This is a genomic window from Streptomyces sp. NPDC030840 (genome assembly GCF_055572015.1).
This window is the reverse complement of sequence record NZ_JBVIEE010000029.1, coordinates 52,188-70,129: the sequence shown is the minus strand read 5'-3', so window position 1 is coordinate 70,129 and position 17,942 is coordinate 52,188. Positions and strand designations below refer to the sequence as shown.

The 17,942-nt window shown below is 70.9% G+C and carries 15 protein-coding genes; 6 read left to right on the top strand and 9 right to left on the bottom strand.

Going from position 1 to position 17,942, the window contains the following annotated elements; genetic code table 11:
- Positions 1-31: 31 nt before the first annotated feature.
- The 5 genes from ACZ49J_RS39795 to ACZ49J_RS39775 all read right to left on the bottom strand — a co-directional run bounded on the left by ACZ49J_RS39795 (position 32) and on the right by ACZ49J_RS39775 (position 4,979).
- Positions 32-775 (bottom strand): VTC domain-containing protein, encoded by a 744-nt coding sequence (locus ACZ49J_RS39795; RefSeq protein ID WP_467455982.1) that lies wholly within the window; start codon positions 773-775, stop codon positions 32-34.
- A gap of 95 nt (positions 776-870) precedes the next feature.
- On the bottom strand, positions 871-1,554 hold the full coding sequence (locus tag ACZ49J_RS39790; RefSeq protein ID WP_467455899.1) for a DUF4956 domain-containing protein: 684 nt from the start codon (positions 1,552-1,554) through the stop codon (positions 871-873).
- Positions 1,555-1,796: 242 nt separating this feature from the next.
- Positions 1,797-2,735: an NAD(P)H-dependent oxidoreductase gene (locus tag ACZ49J_RS39785; protein WP_467455900.1), complete on the bottom strand. Its 939-nt coding sequence runs from the start codon at positions 2,733-2,735 to the stop codon at positions 1,797-1,799.
- 89 nt (positions 2,736-2,824) lie between these two features.
- The gene (locus ACZ49J_RS39780) at positions 2,825-3,718 is read right to left on the bottom strand and encodes an alpha/beta hydrolase (protein ID WP_467455901.1); all 894 of its coding nucleotides are present in this window, start codon (positions 3,716-3,718) and stop codon (positions 2,825-2,827) included.
- Between the two features lie 40 nt (positions 3,719-3,758).
- Positions 3,759-4,979, bottom strand: a complete 1,221-nt coding sequence (locus ACZ49J_RS39775; protein ID WP_467455903.1) for an FAD-dependent oxidoreductase — start codon at positions 4,977-4,979, stop codon at positions 3,759-3,761.
- Between the two features lie 200 nt (positions 4,980-5,179).
- Here ACZ49J_RS39775 and ACZ49J_RS39770 point away from each other — a divergent pair, with 200 nt between their 5' ends.
- From ACZ49J_RS39770 to ACZ49J_RS39745, 6 genes are all read left to right on the top strand, one after another.
- Positions 5,180-6,088, top strand: coding sequence for a LysR family transcriptional regulator (locus ACZ49J_RS39770; RefSeq protein ID WP_467455904.1), 909 nt, complete (start codon positions 5,180-5,182; stop codon positions 6,086-6,088).
- Positions 6,089-6,189: 101 nt separating this feature from the next.
- Complete coding sequence (locus ACZ49J_RS39765) at positions 6,190-6,849, top strand: DJ-1/PfpI family protein (protein ID WP_467455905.1); 660 nt, start codon at positions 6,190-6,192, stop codon at positions 6,847-6,849.
- A complete protein-coding gene (locus tag ACZ49J_RS39760; protein ID WP_467455907.1) occupies positions 6,846-7,331 on the top strand; it encodes a MarR family winged helix-turn-helix transcriptional regulator in 486 nt (161 codons plus the stop codon). Before ACZ49J_RS39765 ends, ACZ49J_RS39760 begins: the two co-directional genes overlap by 4 nt.
- A 114-nt stretch (positions 7,332-7,445) precedes the next feature.
- The gene (locus tag ACZ49J_RS39755; RefSeq protein ID WP_467455909.1) at positions 7,446-8,183 is read left to right on the top strand and encodes a hypothetical protein; all 738 of its coding nucleotides are present in this window, start codon (positions 7,446-7,448) and stop codon (positions 8,181-8,183) included.
- Positions 8,184-8,355: 172 nt separating this feature from the next.
- Entirely contained in the window at positions 8,356-8,889 is a 534-nt protein-coding gene (locus ACZ49J_RS39750; RefSeq protein ID WP_467455910.1) for an RNA polymerase sigma factor, read from the top strand.
- A 17-nt stretch (positions 8,890-8,906) separates the two neighbouring features.
- Positions 8,907-9,716 carry a hypothetical protein gene (locus tag ACZ49J_RS39745; RefSeq protein WP_467455911.1) on the top strand — a complete coding sequence of 270 codons (810 nt, stop codon included), beginning with the start codon at positions 8,907-8,909 and terminating at the stop codon, positions 9,714-9,716.
- 141 nt (positions 9,717-9,857) lie between these two features.
- Here the strand turns inward: ACZ49J_RS39745 and upp are convergent, their stop codons facing one another.
- Genes upp through ACZ49J_RS39725 form a run of 4 tightly spaced genes read right to left on the bottom strand, consistent with a single transcriptional unit; the run spans position 9,858 to position 17,642 of the window.
- On the bottom strand, positions 9,858-10,589 hold the full coding sequence (gene upp / locus ACZ49J_RS39740; protein ID WP_467455913.1) for a uracil phosphoribosyltransferase: 732 nt from the start codon (positions 10,587-10,589) through the stop codon (positions 9,858-9,860).
- 29 nt (positions 10,590-10,618) lie between these two features.
- Positions 10,619-12,490, bottom strand: coding sequence for an HAD-IA family hydrolase (locus ACZ49J_RS39735; RefSeq protein WP_467455914.1), 1,872 nt, complete (start codon positions 12,488-12,490; stop codon positions 10,619-10,621).
- A 26-nt stretch (positions 12,491-12,516) separates the two neighbouring features.
- Complete coding sequence (locus ACZ49J_RS39730; protein WP_467455916.1) at positions 12,517-13,470, bottom strand: pseudouridine-5'-phosphate glycosidase; 954 nt, start codon at positions 13,468-13,470, stop codon at positions 12,517-12,519.
- Between the two features lie 38 nt (positions 13,471-13,508).
- The gene (locus tag ACZ49J_RS39725; protein ID WP_467455918.1) at positions 13,509-17,642 is read right to left on the bottom strand and encodes an amino acid adenylation domain-containing protein; all 4,134 of its coding nucleotides are present in this window, start codon (positions 17,640-17,642) and stop codon (positions 13,509-13,511) included.
- Positions 17,643-17,942: the final 300 nt, after the last annotated feature.

The following is a 17,942-nucleotide window of genomic DNA, read 5'->3' as shown; positions in this document are numbered from 1 at the left end:
TGTTCCCTGACCGGGACCACCGGCCTGCCGTCTACGGAAACACCCTGCGCACCGCGCGGGCCCACGCGTTCGCCCCCAACTCCGGCCGTACGGCCGCCAGCCCGGCGCTGTACTTCGTGAATCCGGCCGGCCGCACCCCGTACCCGTGCAGCATCCTGTCCGCCTCCGTCAGGTGCCCCCGTGTCTTGGTCTCGACGAGCACGAGCCCACCGTCCGCGACGGCTCGCCCGCCCAGCGCCTCGTCCCGCACGACCAGCCCCGCGTCGCAGGTCACGCGCTGCCCGTCGGCGACGAACGTGACGCGCCGGTAGTCCGTGCGCAGGGCGGGCACGAGACCGTACGGGACGTCGATCGTGCCGTACGCCTCCCTCAGCACCCGGGCGAGGAACTCCAGCCGTGTCCCGTCGAGTGGCCGGTCGCCCGCGGTCATCCGCCGGCGGTGCTTCACCGTCTCGCCCCGGCCGCTCTTGAGCTTGACCTCGAACTGCCGCTCGCCGCTGTCCTCGTACACCCGTTCCCGGATCCGGAAACGGCGCCGGCGCCCCTGCCGGTGGTCGTGGAACGTACGCAGCTCCGGGGTGTCGTAGTAGGTGGAGCGGTACCGGAAGCAGCGCAGACCCTCGATGGCGAGGACACGGAAGGCGGGGCGCCCGCCGGGCCGGCGCGGATCGGTCAGCCGGGCCGCGAAGTCCTCGAAGACGGGGACCGGCACGACGTAGCTGTTGTCGTGGCGGGCCAGCAACTCCGCACGGGCGTTCAGCTCGGCCAGCGACATCGGGTGCGCGGCGGCCGCCGCCCGCTCGACGGCGCGCAGGGCCTGTGCGGACGCACCGGTCACCGCGTCCGCACCGGTCACCACGTCGGTACCGGTCACCACGTCGCCGGCTCCTTCGGGGCGGTGCGCGGAGCGGGCGTGCCGGTCACGGCGGTGGCGGAGGCGCGGGACGCGAGAGGCGTCCGAGCGGGCGGAGACGTCCGCGTACCGTCGGCCGCGGCCCGGTACCTCACCTCCACCACGGTCAGGTCCCGCACGTAGTCCACCTCGCGCACGGTCCATCCGAACGGCTCTCCGAGCCGTCGCCGCAGGTCGGCGCGGAGGGCGTCCTCGTCCTCGTACACCGCGTCGAGCGTGACGACCGTGCGCCGCTCGCGGGCGTACAGACGCGGGTGATCGGCCGCGTAGAGGACGAGCAGGAGCACCCCCGCGAGGGCGGCGGCGACGCCGAGGCCGAGGCCGGGGAGACCGCACAGCAGTCCCAGGACCAGGGTCGTGAAGTAGTAGGCCACTTCCTGGTGCTGTACCGAGGCGGAGCGCAGCCGAACGATCGACAGGACTCCGAAGAGCCCGAAGCCCAGGGCCAGCCCACCGTTGTCGCCGACCCGGCCGAGCGCGGCGACGACCGCGAACAACGCGACGTTGAGCGCCAGGTACGCGGGCACGAGCTCGCGCCTGTGGTGCCGGCGGTGGAAGACACCGCACGTCAGCAGGGTCACGGCGACGAGATCGAGCCCGAGGTGGGCGGTCATCTCTGTGAGGTTTCCTGTGCTGTCCATGGCCACGACGCTAGGGAGCGAGAGGTTAAGCGCACCGCTGTCGGCGGTTAAGACGGTGTCCTGTGTGGTGAGCAGCCAACCCGCGTGCGCCCCGGTGTGGCGCAGCCAGAGGTGGGCAGGGCCGCGTTCGTGCACGGGGTGCCACCACAGCGTCTCGACCAGGAGGCCCCAGTTCGAGGGCGGGATCCACGACGACCGTGCCGCTCTCTTCGGTGAGACTGGCGATCCGCACGAACGGTCGTCTACGGCCGTGGTGGGCGCACGACGGGGACGCTGTCACGGAACGCGGCGGCGTGCTTGTCGATCTCCTGGGGGTCTGGCTCCAGTGAGGCGACGCTCAACAGTTCCCGGTAGTGCTCCTCCAGCTCCGTGAGGGTGTGGACGGAGGAAGCGGTGCCGGCGGCGGAGAAGTCGACCCGGACGTCGCCGTCCTCGACGACGAAACGGCCCGCGGCCCCACAGGTGCCGCATTCGGCGCGGCCGTCGCGCAGCACGATCAGGTCGAGGTGGCACATCGGGCAGGTGCCGGGCTCCCCCAGGAACCGGACCTCGTCGTGGGGCAGGCCGAGCTGCCGGGCAACCGCGCCGCCCAGCCGCTCGGCGCGCAGCACAGCCGCCGGGTCGGTGGCTATGCCGCCCAGGCCACCGGGGGTGGGGACTTCCATCTGGTCGGCGACGGCCATGTGCAGGGGGAAGGCCAGGGCGTGCAGAGTGGGCAGCGTCAGCGTGCGCCAGTGGGGTGACGGGCAGCCGCCCACGGCGATGAAGCCGGCCACGCGCGGCTTGAGGACCCGCGGATCGGGGGCCGTGTCGAGGCCCAGAAGGCCGCGAGTCTCGTTCTGCTCGGCCGGGCCGTGTGCGCGGGGGGAGAGGGCCTCACGGACGAAGACCACGTCCGTGCGCGGACCGAAGGCGCGGTCGATGAGGAGCTTCAACGCGCCCGGTGCGCTGCGGGTGTAGGTGGGGGAGCTGACGATCACGCCGTCCGCGTCGAGCAGCCGGTCGCAGAACCAGGCCGCGTCGTCCCCGGCGTCCGCGGTGGCGGCGGTCACCAGGGACAGGTCGGTCAGCCGTACCATCTCGACGGCTGTCCCCTCGCGCGCGGCCGCGGTGAGCGCGGCCTTCAGCAGTACCTCGGCACTGCCGTCCTGCTGCCCGCAGGCAAGTCCGAGCAGACGCATCGACGACACCTCTCTGCGTTCGGGGGGTGGGGACGGTCCGCCGGGCCACGCGGGCTCCGGCGGACCGGACGGGAGTGGATGAGGGGCGGTCAGCCGCGCAGGGTGGCGGCCAGCCAGTCGGCGCTGCGGGTGATGATCTCGGGGAAGTGGTGGGAGAGGATCTCGTAGTGCTGGCCCGGGTACTCGATGACCTCCTTCGGGTCGGGGATCCGCTCGTACATCTCGCGGGCCTCCTCGACGGGGGCGACGGTGTCCTTGGAGGCGAGGATCATCAGGACCGGGGCGGTGATGCGTTCGGCGTAGGCGCGCACCTCCATCTCGAAGATGCGGTCGAGGGTCGAGATGGTGATCTCGTTCCGGAAGCTGGGCAGCTGGTGGATCATGTTCTCGACGAATTCCAGACCCTCCTGGTCGCTGAACATGACCGGGGCCCCGGGTTCCGGGACGCCGTGCAGGCGGATGCTCGCGGCCGGCTCGCCGCGCAGCTGGGCCTGACGGTCGGCGGGGATGAGGTCTTCCAGCTCCGCGAGCGTGTCGGCCGGTTGGAGCGTGCGCGCGCTCCAGCCGCTGACCGGGGGGATGATGCTGACGACGGCTTTGACCCGGCGGTCGGTGGCGGCCGTGAAGAGGGAGTTGGCGCCACCGATGCTGATGCCCCACAGGGCGATGCGGTCGGGGTCGATTTCCTCGCGCAGGGTCAGATGGGTGATGACGTCGCGCAGGTCCCGGCACTGCTGCCAGGGGTCGAACTGCTGACGGGGTTCGCCGTCGCTGTAGCCGGTGTTGCGGTGGTCGTAGATCAGGCAGGCCAGACCGGCGTCGGTAAAGCCCTCGGCCATGGCGAACATGGATTCCGCGGGACCGCCCAGGCCGCCCTGGAGGATGACGACGGGCAGGCGTTCGGGGCCGTCGGTCGGGCGGAACAGTTTGCCCCGCAGGGTCAGTTCCGACACTCGGAACTCGATGTCTTCGGTGACGGGCATGGGTCTCCTCGTGGTGCGGCTCGTGTCGGGAAGTCGGCGATCAGGTGTGACTGACGGGGAGGTCGTCCGGCAGGAAGTCGGCGTCGAGGCCCCGCGGGTCGGCCGAGGCGCGCAGGATGGGGAAGACCTCGGCGCGCATGTCGGTCTCGTACTCGGCCACGGCCTCCGCCACGGGTGTGTCGCCGTGGGCGGCGCGCTCCAGGGCCCGGGCGAGAGCCGCGGCGTCGCGCAGTGCCGTGTTGGCGCCGGAGCCGAACGAGGGAGGCATGGCGTGGATCGCGTCACCGAGCAGGGTGACACGGCCGGCCGGCCAGGGCTCTGCCGGCTGCAGGTGCCGCGTGGACACCGGGAAGATCGTCGACGCGTCGACGTGCTCGACGAGATCGGCCAGGGCGGGATCCCAGCCCCGTACCGCGGTGCGCATCAGCGCGTGCAGGGTTTCAGGGGAGCTGTGCCACAGGTCAGGAGCGCCAGCGGCGACAGGGCTGCCGGGCGGAAGGCCGCAGTTGACCATGATGTAGGGATCGACGGGATCGACAGGGGCGCCGGGCGCCAGTTCGGCCACCGCCTCGGCGACCGGCCTGCGTGGCCGGTACACGCCGTAGGCGAACATCGCGCCGTTCGGCCCCGTGGCGACGGCGAAACCGTCGAACAGTGCCTCGGGCAGGCTCGCCGCCAGATCCTCGGTCAGCGGTGCGATGGAGTACAGGCCACGACTTCCGGTGTCCACGACCGCAACGTCGGGCAGCAACTGCCTGCGCACGACGGAGTTGATGCCGTCGGCGCCCACCAGTACGTCCCCGGTCTCACTCGTGCCGTCGTCGAGCAGCACCCGCACCTTCTCGCCATCCGTCTCGAAGCCGGTGACGGTGCTGTCGTAGCGGACGATGTCCTCCAGGCCCACGCCCATGATCTGGCGCAGCGTGCGCCGGTTGACCGCTGTGTGCGGCCGGCTCGGGTCGTTGGGCGGGCCGATGTGGGGGCGGGCGCCCAGTTCGCGGGCCTGGTGGTCGAGCACGACCATGACCTCACGGCGCGGCGTCTCGCGCGAGGTCTGCATGTACAGCTCGAAGAGGTTGTCCGGCAGGCACTGCTGGAGAGCGCGGCCACCCGCGCCGTTCATGTGCAGGCGGTAGCCGGCCCGCCCGATGCCCGGCGCGCTCTCGTAGACGGTGCAGCTGATGCCCGCGCGGCGAAGACCCTGCGCCAGACAGAGCCCTCCGATGCCTCCGCCGGCGATCAGGACATGGAACGACGGCATTGTCGCCTCCTTGATGGGCTCGGAACACCTGCATCGATCGGTGCAGGCCCGAGCATGCGAACGTCTGGGGTGGTGGCGGTCCGTCTGACACGAGGTCCGCCGAGCCGTGTCACCACTCTGGCGTCCGCCCTGGGATCAGGGAAGCCGAAATCACCTATGCTCGACATAGACAGGGCTGATGATCATTCGAGGTGGGTGCCGTGACTCTGGACCTCAACCTGCTGCCGCCGCTGGACGCGCTCCTCCAGGAGCGCAGTGTGACGCGGGCCGCCCAACGGCTGGGTCTGAGCCAGCCCTCGCTGAGCGCGGCCCTGGCCCGGCTGCGCCGGCACTACGGCGACGAACTCCTTGTCAGGGTGGGCAACAGCTACGAGCTGACCCCCCTGGCGGAACGACTGGTGGAACACACCGAGCAGGCCCTGAGCTGGGCGGACCGGGTCCTCCAGACGCGCCCCGACTTCGATCCCACGCAGGCCCGGCACGAGTTCACCGTGATCATGGCCGACTGCCAACTGCCCACGTTCGGGCGGGCCCTGGCCGACCTGGTCCGCACCGCCGCGCCGAACGTGCGGCTGCGGTTCCAGCACAGCACCGAACGGGTCGTGCAGCAGGCGCTGGACAACCTGCGCACGGTGGACGCCCTCGTCCTGCCCCAGGGCATCCTGTCGAACATCCCCACCTTCGACCTGTACAAGGACCGTTGGGTGTGCGTGATGTCCGCCGACCGCGCCCCGGCCGTCCTCGGGCGGGAGGAACTGGCCGAACGCCCTTGGGTGCTGCCCTACCGTCACCCGTCACCGGTCTTCTCCCCCCTGAACCGCCTGCACGCCGAGGGCATCGAACCGCACGCGGAGATCGTCACGGAGAACTTCCTGGCCATTCCCCACCTGGTCGCGGGGACCGACCGGATCGGCCTGATGCCCGAACGGGTCGCGATCCCCACCCTCTCCGGACAACCGATCACCGTCGTCCGACCCGCCTTCGAGATCGGCCACTTGGTGGAGGCCCTGTGGTGGCATCCCCTCCATGAGCGGGAACCGGCCCACATATGGCTGCGCCGTATCGCCGCTCAGGCCGGCCAGGCAGTCGAGAGCGGCCCTGTGGTTTGAAGGCGCCATGCGTGGCCTCCTCATGCCGAATATTGACAGCATGCTGTCTAAGTGACAGGATGCTGACATAGCCATCAGGGTCCACCCGAGGAGGAACGGTCATGAACGGCACCGACACCGAGACGGACGGCGGCGCGGGCGCCGTCGCGCGTCGCAAGCCCGTCCACCTCGCCGTCTACGACACGTTCGCCGACTGGGAGACCGGCCACACGACGGCGTATCTGGCCAGGGCGGGGTACGAGATCGTGACCGTGGGGCCCGGGCCGGAGCCGGTGCGGACCATCGCGGGGGTGCGCATCCAGCCCGACACGACGCTCGACGAACTCCGGCCCGAGGACAGCTCGCTGCTGATCCTCACGGGCGCGGACCTCTGGGACACGACTGACGACCTCGCTCCCTTCGCCCGCACGGCGCGCGCCTTCCTGGCGGCCGGGGTGCCCGTCGCCGCGATCTGCGGGGCGACCGCCGGGCTCGCCCGCGAGGGTCTGCTGGACGACCGCGAGCACACCAGCGCGGTCTCCTTCTACCTGGCGGCGACGGGGTACGGCGGTGGCGAGCGGTACGTGGAGGCGGACGCGGTCACGGACACCTCGCACGGGGGCGCCCTCGTCACGGCCGGGCCCACCGAACCCGTCGCCTTCGCCCGAGAGGTCTTCCGCCTCCTCGGCGTGTACGAGGGCGAGGTGCTCGACGCCTGGTACCGCCTGTTCCACGACTCGGACGCCGAGGCGTACGCGGTCCTGGAAGCGGCCGGGCGGTGAGCGACGAGCGGACGGAGGGCTTGGCGGGCCGGGAGCTCCAGGACCTGCTCAGCCGCACCGCGCTGACCGTCTTCCGGCTGAACGGGCAGTTCCTCTCCGTGGCCGACGAACTGGCGCGCCCGGCCGGGCTGACCGCGGCCTGGTGGCAGGTGCTCGGCGCGGTCCTGCGCGAGCCGTTGCCCGTCTCCGGGATCGCCCGCGCCATGGGCATCACCCGGCAGAGCGTCCAGCGCGTCGCCGACCTGCTCGTCGACCGCGGCCTCGCCGAGTACCTCCCCAACCCGGCCCACCGCCGCGCCAAGCTCCTCACCCCCACGGCCGCCGGCCGCGCCGCCGTCGCCGAGATCGACCCGGGCCACGCGACCCTCGCCGGCCGGCTCGCCAAGGCGCTGGGGGAGGAGGAGTTCGCCGAGACGGCCCGCGTACTGGAACGCCTGTCGGCGGCGCTGGAGGAGATCGAGGCACCCGGCACGGAGCCGTAGCGCCCGAACGGCGACGTTCGCCGCGCGCCCGAACGGCGGTATTTCGCGGCGCGAGCGGTGGGACCGATGACAGCCTGGTGGGGCCATGTCACCGGAACCCTGTGAGGTGCCCCCATGCCCCTGTCGTCCCGGATCGGCCGGACGGCTGCCGCGCTGCTGACCACCGGCGCCCTGCTGGGCGCGGCGGCCCCGGTCGCCGCCCAGCCCTGCCTGCCCGAAGGCTGCGCCACGCAGCGGGCCGGTTCGGTGACCGCCGCGCCACACGCGGCGGCGATGCCGATCGCCCGCGCCCGTCACCTGCCGCTCGGGACGGTGGTCACCGTGGAGGGTTCGGTGACCACTCCCTCGGGAGCCTTCGAGTCGAGCTTCGGCGACAAGGGCTTCGGCCTCCAGGACAGGACCGCCGGGATCTACGTGAGCGTGCCGGCCGACCCGCACGCGGCCCCCTATCGGCACGCGCGCGTCACCGGCACGCTCACGGACAAGTCCGGGCTGCTCACCCTGGTGCCGTCCGGTCGGTCCGACGTCGAGCTCGGCGACCCGGGCCGGGCGGTGAAACCGCGGCGGCTCGGCACCGGGGCGGTCGGCGAGCGGACCGAGGGGCGGCTCGTCCGCGTGGCCGGCCGGATCACCCAGGCCCCGGCGAGCGACCTCCCCTACGGCTACAAGCTCTCCGTCGACGACGGCTCGGGCGAAGTGCTGGTCTTCGTCAATGTGCAGACCGGCATCGACGTCACCCCCCTGAAGAAGGGCGACGTGGTGCGCGTGACCGGCTTCAGCAGCCAGTACGACACCCACTACGAGATCGATCCGCGCGGCCCGCGCGACATCGAGGTCGTCGTCAGGGCGTAGCCGGAAAGGGGATGGAGGGCGAAAGGGCGGAGCGAGAAACGGCGGAGCGAGAAACGGCGGAGCGAGAAACGGCGGAGCGAGAAACGGCGGGGTGCGAAGACGTCTCGTCGTCACTCCTGTTGCACACGCGTCGGTCCCGGACACGTACGGGCAGAAGCTACGGAAGGAAGCCATGCCCATCGAGACCGAAGCCCAGTTCACGGACGTGTACCGGGCACACTACGAGGACGTGCTGCGGTTCGTACGCCGGCGTGCCCACCCGATGAACGTCGACGACATCGTGGGAGAGACGTTCCTCACCGCGTGGCGCCGCCGGCGTGAGCTCCCCTCGGACCCGCGGCCCTGGCTGTTCGGCACGGCACGCAAGGTGATGCTGAACGCGCACCGCGGCATGCGCCGGCAGTCCGCGCTCGTGGTGCACATCCAGCAGACCGCCGAAACCGCCTCAGCCGCCATGGTGTTCGACGCGACGGCCCAGGTGGACAGCCGGATGGACCTCGTCGCCGCCTGGAAGGAACTCCCTCCGGCCGACCAGGAGGTCCTCGCGCTGCACGTCTGGGAGGGACTCGCGGCCAAGGACGCGGCGAAGGTTCTCGGCTGCACCCGCGCCGCCTACGCCATGCGCCTCACCCGCGCGAAACGGCGCCTCGCCGTCCGGCTCACGGCCACCACCGCCGCTTCGCCCGCCCTCGCCCCTACGCACTGAACAGGAACCGACGCCTCATGAACAGCATCAAGAAGAACGACCTTCTCTCCCGCCTCGCCGAGCTCGACGCCGCACCGCGCACCGAACCGTCCGCCGCCGACATCGACCGCGAGGAGCGGCTGCTGCGGACCGTCCTGAGCGACACCGGGAAGCCCGGCCGCCAGGCAGGCGCCGCGTTCCGCCGCCCGCTCGTGCGGGGCCTCGCGTTCACGGCCGTCGGCGCGCTCGCCGCGGGCGCGGCCGTGGTGGCGGTGACGGGCGGCCTGCCCGGTCTCAACGGCTCCGGACCGCTCTCCTCTGCGGAACTGGCCACCTGGACCAGCACGCCCCACACCCTGAACACCGCCACCGGCGAGGGCTCCGCGGTCGAGAAGCACTGCCTGGAGTTCACGAAGGACTTCGGCGACGCCGGGGCCCGCCCCGAGATCAGCAATGCGGAGATCCGCGGATCCGTCGGCTCCATGATCATCACGCGGGGCGGCAACGCCGCGTACTGCATCATGGGATCCGACGGCTCCCGCTCCGCGATGGCCGTCTCCGAGGTGGCGAAGCTCCCCGCCGGCCAGATCGAACTGGACACCTACGGTTCCCGGGGTGAGGGCGAGGGCCTGCTGAACTACGCGCTCGGATCGGCGGGTTCCGACGTCAAGGAGGTCACCCTGCGCGACCGCGGAAAGACCATCCACGCCCTGGTCGAGAACGGCCGGTGGACCGCCTGGTGGCCGAAGGGCCACCCCACGGGCCTGCTCACCGGAACGTTCACCCTCACCTTCAAGGACGGCACGACCCGGACGATCGACGCAGCGAAGGTGCAAAGGTCCTCGTAGCGGAGCTACTGGGGCCTTTTGGTAACGCGGCGAGGTGCGGTGCCAGGCCGCGCGACCCGGGCGGGCATGGTGGAAGGACCCCTGAGCGGTGAGGGCCGCCCGAGAGGCGGCCCTCACGAGGTGGCCCTCCGGTCCAGGACGTCACCCTCCGGTCCGGCGCTCCGTGCCGAAGTACCGGTCGCCGAAGTCGCCCATGCCGGGGAGCATGTACGCGTTCTCGTTCAGGCCCTCCTCGATGGCGGAGGTCACGATCCTCACTCCGGGGTAGCGCGCGCAGACGGAGGTGATGCCCTCCGGGCAGGTGATGAAGTTGACGAAGACGATGTGCTCCTCCGGCACGCCGAGGCCGCGCAGGACCTCGATGGCCGCGAGGGCCGTGCCTCCCGTCGCCAGCATCGGGTCGAGCAGAAGCACATGGCGGTCCGCGATGTCGTCGGGGAGCGCCGTGTAGTACAGGTGCGGCTGTTTGGTCGCCTTGTTCCGCTGGATGAGGATCTTGCCGATCCTGATCCCGGGTACGACGGCCCGCAGTTCGGCCTCCATGCTCTCCCCGGCGCGCACGATCGGCACACCGCACAGCCCGCCGGCGAAGCGCAGACCCGGGTACGTGCTGCCGACGGGGGTGGTGACGTCGTGCGGCTCGAAAGGCAGGAGGCCCAGGGCCGCCTCGGTCAGGAGACGGATGATCCGGCCGGCGTAGAAGACGAAGTCCTCCCGGCGGGCGTCACGGTCGCGGATGACGGTGTGCAGGGCACGGAGCTGGGCGGTCTGCGGAAGCAGGTGGACGTTCCTGCCGAGGTACGTCTCGATCGGCACGGCGGCGCGGATCGGCTCGGCGGCCGGGGTCGCTGCGGTGGGCGTCGCAGTGGTCATGGCTGGCTCCTCGGGTGGGTCGGGGGCGGTCAGTCGGCCGGGGGCTGCTCGAAGGTGGGGGGAAGCTCGGGCGTCGCGGTGAACTGCCCGGCGGCGACGCGGTAGATGGACCGTCCGCCCGTGCGGTGCCACAGCTCTCGCATCACGTGGACGAGCTTCGGGTTGTGCTCTTCCTCCTCCTCGACGGCCCGCGCGACGAGCCAGTCCCACTCCCGGGCCCAGCGCGGGTCGGTGACGTCGTCCACGGCGGTGTCGAAGAGACCGTCGAGCGCCTGCAGCTTTCCGGGCCGGGCGAAGTGGCCGCGGGAGAACAGCACGCCGAGGATGCCGGTCCAGTAGCACCCGACCGCATCGGGACGCCGCTCGGCGGGCAGGGCGTCGGCGATGTGCCGCATCGCGTGCAGCGCGGTCATGAGGTGCAGAAGGAGGAAGTCGCCCGGTTCCGCCAGGTAGAGCAGGGTGACCAGGTAGGCGAGGTCGTCCCAGCTGGTGCCGGGGTCCTGGTCGCCCACCCAGGCGGGTGTCTCGTAAATCTGCGGGTGTCCCTCGCCGAGCATCCGGGCGATCCGGTACTGCAGCCCGGAGCGGAGCAGCTCGGGGTGGATGTCGGCCGTCGTCTCGCCGACCAGGTTCTCCACCCACGCTCCGAGCCGCGGCTGGTTGTCCTCCCAGAAACGGGCGATGCGCAGCAGCGAGTCCTTGGGGCGTTCCGCGCCGTACGCGTCCGAGGGGACGCCGCGCTCGGGGTGGCAGTCGACATACGCGAAGGCCAGGTAGGCGATGCCCTCGATGGCCATCCAGCGGTTGCCGGTGTCGAGGGCCCAGCCCAGGTGGATGGTCGCGTGCTGGAGCGCTCCGACCCAGCCCGGCAGCAGGCGCGGCAGGTAGCGCCGCAGCAGCTCGGGCATCCCGAGCTCCCGTTCGCGCCGGTCGAAGAAGGCGCAGTAGGCGGCGAAGTCCCGGCGTTGCCCGAGAAGTCCGAGCCAGTTGTCGTCGTCGACGGTCTGCTGGGGCGCGCGGGCCGGCTCCACGGGGCAGCCGTACGGCGTGAGCGTGACGTAGTTGTCGTGGTACTCCTTGATCCGCCGTGGCTCCACGCCGAGGCCGGCAAGGGCGACGACGGCGTGCTTGACGTGGTTGGTCAGGTGGCCGTTGAACTCGATGTGGTACGTCCGGTCGTCGAGCAGGCGGTCGACCGTGTCGTCACCGCCCGGCTCGCCACCCGCCGCGGAGCCGTCGGGCAGTGTGCCGACGATGTGGGCCACGACCTCGGGGAACGTCTCGGCGACGTACGCCGGCCCGGCGGCTTCGAGTTCCGCCCGCTCGTGCACTCCGTAGGTGACCGCGACCGACGCGATCCCGGCCGCCTCGGCCATCCTCAGGTCGTGGGTGGTGTCACCGACCATCACGGCGTGCTCGGGGCGGGCCTCCAGCCGTTCCAGGATCCGCAGTCCCGGCTCGGGGTGCGGCTTGGGGTGGGTGACGTCGTCGGCGCCGATCAGGACGGAGATGTGGTCGCGTAGGCCCGCCGCGGTCAGCAGGGCGTCGGCACTGGCGTGGAACTTGCTGGTGGCGACGGTCACCACGACGCCCCTGCGGCGCAGTTCGGTCAGGCCCTCGGTCACGCCCGGGAAGACCAGCGAGCGGGCGCGGGGCAGGATGACCGTGCGGAACGCCTCCTGGTAGCGGGCGACGCCCTCGGTGACCCGGGGGTCGTCCTGCCCCGCGCCCAGCAGCTTGCCGAACGCCTGCTCCAGCGGCAGACCGATGGTGGCCCGGATGTCGGCCGGATCGCGGGGGTCGACCCCCATCGCCTCGAAGGCGACGGTGAACGCCTCCACGATCGCTCGCGGGGAGTCGACGAGCGTGCCGTCCAGGTCGAACATCGCCACACGGGTCACGGCTGTCTCCTGAGCCTGGGCCGGGTTCACTGGTTCTCCTCGCGTCGGAGCCGGGCGTGGGCCGCGGCGAGCCGGCCGCCGACCTCGGCGGTGTTGATGAGCACGGCCATGTTGGCCAGCGCGGAGCGTCCCTCGGTGGCGCGGTCGACGGCACGCATCACGTACTTCGTCACGGCGCCGCCCCTCACCCCGTCGTGCGCGGCGGCGCCCAGGGCCTCGGCGATGGCCGCCTCGATGTCCTGCCCGTCGATCGCGTCCTCGGGGCGGGTGGGGCTGGTGATGAGGACGCCGCCGGGGTTGCCGAGTGCCCAGTGGGTCTCGACGGCGCGGGCGATGAGGGTCTCGTCGTCGAGACGCTGCGGGGCGCGCAGCCCGCTGGAGCGGCAGTAGAAGGCGGGGAAGTCGTCGTAGCCGTAGGAGATGACGGGGACGCAGTGCGTCTCCAGGAACTCCAGGGTCAGGCCGAGGTCGAGGATCTTCTTCGCGCCGGCGCAGACGACGGCCACCTTGGACCGGGTGAACTGGATCAGGTCGGACGAGACGTCCATGGTGGTCTCGGCGCCGCGGTGGACGCCGCCGATGCCCGCGGAGGAGAAGAAGGGGATGCCGGCGAGCTCCGCCGCGACCAGGGAGGAGGCGACGGTGGTGGCGCCCGTGCCGCCCGAGGCGAGGACGGCCGCCAGGTCCCTGCTGCTCACCTTGGGGATGCCCGGCGTGGCGGCGAAGCGCTCGATGTCCGCGTCGGTCATCCCGACCAGGATGCGGCCGCCGTCGATGCCGATCGTGGCCGGTACCGCGCCACCGGTCCGTACGGCCTCCTCGACCTTGCGGGCGGTGGCAGCGTTGTCAGGGTAGGGGAGTCCGTGGGTGATGACGTTCGACTCCAGGGCCACCACCGGGTCGCCGTCGGCGAGCGCGGAGGCCACCTCGTCGGTGAACACCAGCGGCACCGGACGGTGCCCGCGTGCGGGGGTCGTCATGGGAGGAGTTGGTCCTTCCGGGAGTTGGAGGCGGCGGTTCAGTAGTTGGGCGTCTTGCGCAGCAGGGCCTGCCGGTCGACGATCTCGGGCACGTAGACGATCTCGTTCCACACGTCCTGGGCGACGGGTTCGAGCGCGATGGAGACGACGTCCTCCTTGCAGCCGAAGGCGTCGCGCACCGCAGCCGTGACCGCGGCGACCAGTTCGGACTCCTGTTGCTCGGTGATGGGCACCGGGAAGTGCTTGATGTTGATGTGGGGCACTCCGACCTCCTGGAAGACGGCGTGGGCGGCCTGGCCCGGACGCGGGGCCGTGGGGACACCGGCGTTCAGCCGGTCGTTGACGAGCGCGGCGAGTTCGGCGACGTGCGGCTCGCGCAGCAGTTCGTAGTGGCCGGTCCGCAGCTGATGGACGGCGGGCGGCCGGGCGGAGTATCCGCTCCGGTGCTCGATGAAGGAGTAGTTGTCGTCGGCGGCCTTGACGAGCGTCACCGGCGCGTCGAGGCGCCGTCCGGTCAGCTCGTGGAACGCGTACGTGAAGGAGTACGTGCGCTTCACGACGCCCGTGACGGCCCGCACCAGGTCCTCCCCGAGGCCGGGGAACGCCGCGGTGATGAAGGAGACGAAGCCGTCCTCGTCCGTGACGGTCCGCAGGGCTTCGTCCAGCAGCGGGCCGGTGACCGTGCCGGCGAAGACGGAGAAGAGGATGGCGAGGAAGGCACGGTCGCCGAAGTCCGCAGTGCCGCCGGCCCCGGCGGCGTCCTGGGGCCGCAGCCGCGGCTGGCCGGGAGCGACGAGGAACAGGTGCTCGACCTGTTCGCCGGCCTGCTCCAGCTGGTGCGCCGCCTCGAAGGCGACCCGGGCGCCGAAGGAGTAGCCGCACAGGAGGTAGGGGCCGTGCGGCTGGATCTCCCGGATCGCCTCGACGTCGGCCGTCGCCATCTCGCGGACGGTGGAGTAGGGGACCTCGCCGCGGTTGATGCCGTGGGCCTGCACCCCGTGGACGGGCCGGCCGGTGCCCAGTGCGGCGGCCAGCGGACGCAGGTTCATCGGGTAGCCGCCGAGGCCTGGCCAGCAGTGCAGCGGGGTGCCCGTGCCCTCGGGCTGGAGCGGCACCAGCCGGGGCAGCGGCTCGGACGACTCCGCGTCCAGCCGCGCGGCGAGCTTCTCCACGGTGGGGGCGTCGAACAGCACCTGGAGCGGGATCGTGCCGCCGAAGTCCGCGTTCAGCCGGCTGACGAGGGCCACGGCGAGCAGGGAGTTGCCGCCGAGATCGAAGAAGTCGTCCATGACGGAGACCTGTTCGCGCTTGAGCACCGCCTGCCAGATATCGCGGACCCGGCGTTCCGAGCGCGTCCGTGGCGCGACGAACCTGCGCTCGGAGACGGCCAGTTCGGCCTGCTGGGACGCCTCCAGCGCCTTGCTGTCGATCTTGCCGTTGGCGGTCAGCGGCAACCGGTCCAGGACGACGATCCGGTTGGGCAGCATGTAGCGGGGCAGCAGTCCGGCCAGGTCCTCCTTGATCAGCTCGGCCGGCCCCTGCATGTGGACCGAGTCCTCCTTCATGCCCTCGCTGTGCGTCTGTTCGTCGCTGACCCGCCCGCCGACGAAGAAGTACGACGGTCCGGTCGGCAGCCCGTGGTCTGTGAGGATCCTGCTCAGCCGTTTGGCCGAGGGCAGGTCGTTGCCGGACTCGGAGCTGTAGCCGGAGGACATGAAGCCGAGGCGCAGGTCGTTCATCTGCAGGCGTTGCAGCTTGCGGCCCAGGTCCAGGTACTGCCGCCAGGCGTCGGGGCTGGTGGCGACGAGGCTGATACCGAAGGCGGCGCGTTCGTAGACTCGCTGGTTGATGGCGATGACGTGTTTCTTGAGCACCACGTCGTCACCGATGCGTACGAGGGTGCCGTCGGCGTACCGGTACTGGCCGGCCGGGAGGCCGTCGACCCGGCCGGAGTGGGCCTGGACGTAGATGTCGAACGCGTCCGTGTCCTCGCTCGGCACGCTCGCGTCGTACGGCTGGAGCTCGAACGTGCCCAGGTAGTGGTCCTCCTCGGCGCAGTCGAGGCGGTCCTTGACGGCCGTCCGGTACGCGGCGGCCGTGAGGCGCAGGCCGTGGGCGGGCAGCACCTCCTCGAACAGGCCGACCATGTGCCCGGCCTCGATCTCCAGGACCTCACGGATGTTGTTGCGGTAGACGGGCTCGATCGCCCGGTGCTTGCCGAGGAAGTGGATCGCTGCCCGGGGTGCGGATCCTCGTGGGGACGGGCCGATCAGCACGAGGTGGTGGTTCAGCGGGTGGTAGTAGTACAGGCCCGGGGCCACGTCGCCCACCCCGTCGAGTTCGAGGTACATCTGCGTGGCGTAGAGGGAGCCGGGTGAGGCGTAGGCGTACTTGGGCAGGAGCCGCTGGTCGCTGAGGTGTTGGCCGAAGTTCCGCAGGATTCGGCCGAGTTCGGCCGTGGTGAGGCCGTCGAGCGTGCGGGTGGGGAGTTCCGGCGGGGTGCGCCGCTCAAGCAGCCGCAGGATGTCGTCCCGGCTGACCGCTCCGCCCTCGTAGAAGCGGTACGTCTTGCGGGCGAAGGCGCGGGCGCGCTGCTCAAGGGTGGCCTCGGCGCCGGGGAGCCGGACCACCGGCCGGCCGTCGAGTTCGGCGGCGTCGCGGCAGCCGGCGTGCGACAGCTGGGCCCTGACCTGGAGCCGGCTGCGCTTGGACTGGTGGTGGGAGCCGTGGTTGCCCTGGTCCATCAGGGCGGCTTCCTTGGGGTTGAGTTCGACGAAGGCGACGACGTTCTGGAAGCCGGTGGCGTCGTCGTCGCGGAGCAGGACGGCGGCGCCGCGCACCCAGTCGTGGGTCTCGATCGTCTGGCGGATCTCGTCCAGTTCGACCCTGTAGCCGCGCAACTTGACCTGGTTGTCGGCACGGCCGACGAACTGCACCGTGCCGTCGGCGTTGAAGTGGGCCAGGTCGCCGGTGCGGTAGAGGCGGGCACCGGGGGCGCTGGAGAAGGGGTCGTGCACGAACCGGTCGGCGGTGAGGTCGGGGCGGCCGAGGTAGCCGCGGGCCACCTGGGTGCCGCCGATGTGGAGTTCGCCGATCTCGCCGGTCGCGACCGGCTTCCCCTGCGCGTCCAGGATGTGGAAGGTGGTGTCGCGGACGGGAGTGCCGATCGGCATGGTGCGGGGTCCGTCGTCCACCGCGGCGCGGTCCACGACGTAGGCGGAGGCGTTGATGGTGCACTCGGTCGGGCCGTAGAGGTTGACCAGACGGGCCGTCGGCATGGCGTCGAGGCACTGGACGGCGAGACTTCGGGAGAGGGCCTCGCCGCCGCTGAAGATCCGGCGCAGGGACCGGCAGGCGGGCAGGCTGTCGGTGTCGAGGAGCGCCTGGAGGAGGGTGGGGACGCACTGCAGGGTGGTCACGTCGTGCCGGTTGATGGTGGCGATGATCGCCTCGGGGTCGCGGTAGATGCCGGGGGCGCCCATCACCACCTTGCTGCCGCAGGCGGGGGCGAGAATCTCCCATTGGGCGGCGTCGAAACTCATGGGGGTTTTCTGGAGAACGGTCTCGCCCGCGTCGATTCCGCACGCGTCGTGCAGCCAGCGCATCTGGTTCACGATGCTCCGGTGCTCGACCATCACCCCCTTCGGTCTTCCGGTGCTGCCGGAGGTGTAGATGACGTACGCGAGGTCCTCGGGACGGGCACCGGGCAGGAAATCAGTGGTCAGGTCATTCGGTTCCGTAAACCCGAACACCTCCTCGGGGGTGACAGCCCGGACGTCGGCCGGTGACAATTCACGGAGGGTCGGCCGGAGTGATTCCTGGGTGAGGACGATGTCCACTCCGGCGTCCGCCATCATGTAGGCGATCCGCTCTTCGGGGTATTCCGGTGAAAGGGGCACGTAGGATGCGCCGGCCCACAGGATTCCCCAGACGTTCGTCACCAGGTCGAGCGACGGCTCCATGAACACACCGACGCGGTCGTCCCTGGTCACACCCGCTCGCCGCAGGAATGCCCCTAACGCTTTGCCGCGCTGCATGAGCTGCGCGAATGTCAGGCTCTGGTTCTCGTGGGCGACGGCGATCCGGTCCGGGGCCCGGTGCGCCCGGTCGGTGAGCAGGTCGGTCAGGCTGGCGGCAGCGCGACGAGTGCCGGACATCACATCTGTGCTCATGAGTTTCCCTTTTCCGCATGACTGGACAGCGGCGCCTTTTCCGTGGGCGGGGCGCCGCCTCGAACGATGATTCTTGCCTGGTGCGGTGTTCGGAATTTCTCGCCGGCCGAGTGCAGTTGGCGGCTTTGGCAGAATTTCTGGAATCACGCCTGTTCGTCCACTGTTCGTGCGTCGAACTGATTTTGCGTGGCATCTTCTGCCGTTTGCTCCATTTGAATTCTAGGAGCAATTCTGCTGCAAGGTCAACTGGGTTTTTTGAGTGAAATCCAGGAAAAATCAATCCATGGATTCAGTATTTCT